Below are 4,920 nucleotides of genomic sequence, written 5' to 3'. Positions count from 1 at the left end.
TGCAACGGATAGCGGGAAATAGCTCATTATTATTTTTCTGATTCTTAGCGGGTTAAATCGGATTAACGATTCATAAAATTACATTAAAGTTTTTTATTTAGAAACTTAGTTTGTAATTTTGCACCCTCAATTATAAACACAAATATACACAATACATGAGTACGAAAACTGTGCCTTACGTGGCGTACAAAGTAAAAGACATTTCCCTTGCAGCCTGGGGACGTAAAGAAATTGAATTGGCAGAAGCTGAGATGCCTGGATTAATGGCATTGCGTGAAGAATACGGCGCATCGCAACCCTTGAAAGGGGCGCGTATCGCTGGATGTTTGCACATGACGATTCAAACAGCGGTTTTGATCGAAACCTTAAAAGCGTTAGGAGCAGAAGTGACTTGGTCGTCTTGTAATATTTTCTCTACACAAGATCACGCGGCTTCAGCTATTGCTGCTGCGGGTATCCCTGTATATGCATGGAAAGGTATGAACGAAGAAGAATTCGACTGGTGTATTGAACAAACCTTATTCTTTGGTGAAGATCGTCAACCGTTAAACATGATTTTGGATGATGGTGGGGATTTAACCAATATGGTTTTCGACCGTTACCCAGAGTTAATCGGTGGTATCAAAGGGTTATCTGAAGAAACGACTACCGGAGTTCACCGTTTGTATGAGCGTATGAAAAATGGTACCTTACACATGCCTGCTATCAATGTAAACGACTCGGTAACGAAGTCGAAATTTGATAACAAATACGGCTGTAAAGAATCAGCGGTAGATGCCGTTCGTCGTGCTACCGATATTATGTTGGCTGGGAAACGCGTAGTAGTTTGTGGATACGGTGACGTAGGTAAAGGTACAGCGGCTTCGTTCCGTGGTGCAGGTTCAATCGTAACCGTGACTGAAATCGACCCCATCTGTGCATTACAAGCAGCAATGGACGGATTTGAAGTGAAAAAATTAGATACCGTTATCGCTACAGCCGATATCGTGATCACGACTACAGGAAACAAAGACATCGTAGTAGGTCGTCACTTCGAGAACATGAAAGACAAAACGATTGTATGTAATATCGGTCACTTTGATAACGAAATCGACATGGCATGGTTGAACGCAAACCACGGCGATACAAAAATCGAAATCAAACCTCAAGTGGATAAATACAACGTAAACGGTAACGATATCATCATCTTGGCCGAAGGTCGTTTAGTAAACTTAGGTTGTGCTACCGGTCACCCAAGTTTTGTAATGAGTAACTCGTTTACCAACCAAACGCTTGCACAAATCGAATTGTGGAACAACAGTGCCAACTATAAAAATGAAGTGTATATGTTGCCGAAACATTTGGATGAAAAAGTAGCCGCGTTACACTTAGCGAAATTAGGGGTTGAATTGGAAGTATTAGATCCAAGTCAGGCCGAATACATTGGTGTTCAAGTGGAAGGTCCTTATAAACCTGAGTACTATAGATACTAGTCTAGACGTTAGTCTTTGGACTTTAGACGTTGGACTTTAGTCGCTAATATTTAAAATTTAGAATACAAAATTCAAAATAATCAAAAGTCGTTTCTTCATGGAGACGACTTTTTTTATGGCGTTCCCCCGATGAGGAATACGGCTAAAATTTCGAGTTGAGCTATCGGGGTCAGGCTTTCCGCTGTATCTCCCGAAGGATCGGGAGGATGCCGCTTCAATCCTTAACGCAGGGTGAGCTAAGAAGAAGAAAGAGGAAAGAGAAAAGAAGAAAGAGGAAAGAAAAAGAAGGAAGAGAAAAGAGAAAAGAGAAAGCCAGTGCAAAACACTGGCTTTTCTATTATAAGGTTTCTTTCAACCCTTTGTCAAATTCATTTTGTCAATACGATGGCATTGCCCTATTAAAATTCATCGTTGTCCAAAATGGCTTGAACGTTAACTTTCAATTCGGGTAAATTTATTTTAATTACATTCCAAATCGTGAAATCATCGATACCAAAATATTCATGAATAACTAAATTTCGTAATCCAATGATTCTCGCCCAGGGTATTTCTGGATGATTTAAAAGTAAATTTTGTGATAATCTATTACAAGCCTCGCCAATAATTTCAAGCTGTCTTAAGGTTGCATTAAACATCATAGAATTTTTTACAAAATGCGCTAAATCGGTATCTTGCAAATAATTTTCAATTTCAGTTATTGCATCCAAGACATGAAGCAATCGCACTTTATCACCTAATCTATCTTGCATAAATTAACTTCTTTTCTTTATCTACTATTGGCTTGATGTATTTTGACAAACCGCGTTCAGAAATCAAATCCACTTTTTTGGACAGTAGTTCTTGTAAATCCAATTGCATCTGAATAAATTCTAATCCAATAGGCTGCGAATAATCCAACTCTACCAACAAATCAATATCGCTAGTATCATTTTCTAAATCTTTACTATAAGAACCAAAAAGATAAGCTTTCAAAACAGGTTGCTTCGAAAAAAAATCCCGTATAATATTGATTTGATTGCTATTAAGACTCATCTTTAAACTATTTCAACAAAATTAATCAAAAAAAGCATCTATAGAGTCTCTTTCAACCATTTGTAAAATTCACGTTGCCAAACTATAGCATTTTGGGGTTTTAGCACCCAGTGGTTTTCATCAGGGAAATACAAGAACCGACTCTTGATTCCTTTCAACTGAGCTGCTTGGAAGGCTTCTTGTCCTTGTCCAATCGGCACGCGGTAATCTTTTCCGCCTTGAATAATTAAAATCGGCGTGTTCCAGTTGTTCACGAAATTAATCGGGTTAAACTGACTGAAGGTTTTTTGCGCCACGGCATTGTCTTTCTCCCAATAGGGTCCACCATGATCCCAATTGTTGAAAAACACTTCTTCAGTGGTGCCGTACATACTTTCTAAATTGAAAACTCCACAATGGGAAATAAAGGTTTTGAAACGGTTGTTGTGGATACCCGCCAAATAAAACACCGAATAGCCACCATAACTCGCCCCTATCGCGCCCAAACGGGCTTTGTCGACATAGGCTTCTTTCGAAACATCATCAATCGCCGACAAATAATCTTGCATTACTTGACCGCCCCAATCTTTAGAGATTTGTTCGTTCCATGCCACACCATGACCGTGCATTCCACGACGGTTGGGTGCCACTACAATATAGCCTTGTGATGCCATTAAGGAAAAATTCCATCGGAAGGAATACGACTGCGTCAACGGCGACTGGGGTCCGCCCTGGCAATACAATAAGGTTGGGTATTTCTTTGTCGCATCAAAGTTGGGCGGCAAAATCACCCAAACCAACATTTTCTTATTATCGGTAGTTGTTACATAACGGCGCTCGTATTTGGGCAAATTCAAACTTGCATACGTCGCATCATTCACATGCGTAATTTGATTCCACGCTTTCGATTTTAAATCATAGGTATACACTTCAGCAGCATGATTCATATCGGTGCGGGTTACAATTACTTTGCTCCCTGAAAATCCAACGATATCAGCCACATCAAAATCGCCGTTGGTAATTTGTTTTACAGTAATGGCTATTTTGGTCAGCCCAGGATTATTGACTTCAAACAATTGTTTCGTACCGTCAATAGCGGCCACAAAATAAATCTTTTTACCATCGGGTGCCCATAGGAAACTATCAACGCTTCCATCCCAAGCAGCGGTTAGATTTACTTTCACTTGGTCATTAACACGAATGATGATATCATTTTTATCGGCTTCATATCCGTCGCGTTGCATTTGTAAATACGCCAAAACACCTTGTGTTGAAAAGGCGGGATTGGTATCGTAGCCTAAGTTGCTTTCGGTTAAATTGCGTGTCGATTTGGTTTCGATGTTGTACTCGTACAAATCGGTATTGGTCGAAATCGCATAGGCCGTTCCCGCTTTCTTTTTACACACATAAATGATGGTGTTGTTGGGCGACCAAATATAGTCTTCTTCCCCACCGTGTGGCTTTTGGGGAGAGTCAAAAGGCTCCCCTGCCATGATATCAACCGGCGTTGCTTTGGGATTATTGGCATCGGCAAAATAGACGTGGTTGTGTGTCCCATCGTTCCAAGTATCCCAATGGCGGTAATCGAGTCCGTTATACACTTGAGCCGAAGACTTTTCCAATTCGGGATAAAAATCTTTCCCCAACACTTTTTCGACTTTGGTTTCTTGCGAAGACAATACATACTTCCCATTGGGAGATACATTACGGTTGGCCACAAGCGCCTCCGCATTTTGAACTTCAGTAGCGGCTCCACCCGAAACGGGAACCGTATAATATTTTGATGACGATTTATTCTCGTCTACCGAAGGTGTGGATACTTTATACACGATGGTTTGTCCATCTTTAGTTAAACCTAAAACGGACACGCGACCCAACTTCCAAAGCATTTCGGGGGTTAGGGTTTGCGCAGTTACTGCAACACTAATAAGACTCAGGATTACAATTCCAATTTTTTTATTCATAATTCGTGACATTTAGTTTAAAGGAATGAAGATTCCGCCCTAAAAGTAATAAAAAAACCACTCCGAAGAGTGGTCTTTTTGGTATTGAAAAACGGATATTATTGTTTGATAAATCGTTTTGTAGCACTACTATTAGCATTGCTTACTTCGATTAAGTAGGTTCCAGGAGCCAAACTAATCACTTCTATTCCTTCTCCCGAAGTCGTACCACGTTGCATTTCTTGACCCATCATATTGAAGATTCTATAGGACGAAACTGAAGTAATCTCTGAAATGTTTAAAACTTCTTTAACCGGGTTAGGATACAGGTTAAAAGTTAGCATATTACTTTCTTCTTCTCGAGCTGTAGCTGTAATATTCACTGTATAATCTTCTACTTGACCTAAAGCGAAAATCTCACAAGCCGTTGGTACCGCATTGTATTTCATGGAAACACGCATACGCGTTGTACCCAAAGCAGCTGTTGTTGGAAT

Annotated in this window: 5 protein-coding genes; 1 reads left to right on the top strand and 4 read right to left on the bottom strand. The window is 40.0% G+C overall.

Translation table 11 applies throughout. The features are described from left to right. Positions 1–155: 155 nt before the first annotated feature. Positions 156–1,472: an adenosylhomocysteinase gene (gene ahcY / locus Q0039_RS05715; RefSeq protein ID WP_297510445.1), complete on the top strand. Its 1,317-nt coding sequence runs from the start codon at positions 156–158 to the stop codon at positions 1,470–1,472. A gap of 398 nt (positions 1,473–1,870) precedes the next feature. On the opposite strand, the gene Q0039_RS05710 is transcribed toward ahcY, so the two are convergent. The 4 genes from Q0039_RS05710 to Q0039_RS05695 form a co-directional block, all read right to left on the bottom strand. Next, positions 1,871–2,221 carry a DUF86 domain-containing protein gene (locus Q0039_RS05710; RefSeq protein ID WP_297510441.1) on the bottom strand — a complete coding sequence of 117 codons (351 nt, stop codon included), beginning with the start codon at positions 2,219–2,221 and terminating at the stop codon, positions 1,871–1,873. Beyond that, a complete protein-coding gene (locus tag Q0039_RS05705; protein WP_297510437.1) occupies positions 2,211–2,504 on the bottom strand; it encodes a nucleotidyltransferase domain-containing protein in 294 nt (97 codons plus the stop codon). Before Q0039_RS05705 ends, Q0039_RS05710 begins: the two co-directional genes overlap by 11 nt. A gap of 38 nt (positions 2,505–2,542) precedes the next feature. After that, positions 2,543–4,447: a S9 family peptidase gene (locus Q0039_RS05700; RefSeq protein ID WP_297510434.1), complete on the bottom strand. Its 1,905-nt coding sequence runs from the start codon at positions 4,445–4,447 to the stop codon at positions 2,543–2,545. A gap of 98 nt (positions 4,448–4,545) precedes the next feature. Further along, the coding region (locus tag Q0039_RS05695; RefSeq protein ID WP_297510431.1) for a T9SS type A sorting domain-containing protein at positions 4,546–4,920 on the bottom strand (375 nt) is incomplete at its 5' end.

This window comes from Flavobacterium sp., from assembly GCF_027484945.1.
Lineage (GTDB): Bacteria > Bacteroidota > Bacteroidia > Flavobacteriales > Flavobacteriaceae > Flavobacterium.
Note: the sequence above shows the minus strand (reverse complement) of the source record. Positions and strands in the feature narration are given on the sequence as shown.

Coding starts and splice junctions, on each gene's coding strand:
- ahcY (WP_297510445.1), top strand. CDS start 156: ATGAGTACGAAAACTGTGCCTTACGTGGCGTACAAAGTAAAAGACATT.
- Q0039_RS05705 (WP_297510437.1), bottom strand. CDS start 2,504: ATGAGTCTTAATAGCAATCAAATCAATATTATACGGGATTTTTTTTCG.
- Q0039_RS05710 (WP_297510441.1), bottom strand. CDS start 2,221: ATGCAAGATAGATTAGGTGATAAAGTGCGATTGCTTCATGTCTTGGAT.
- Q0039_RS05700 (WP_297510434.1), bottom strand. CDS start 4,447: ATGAATAAAAAAATTGGAATTGTAATCCTGAGTCTTATTAGTGTTGCA.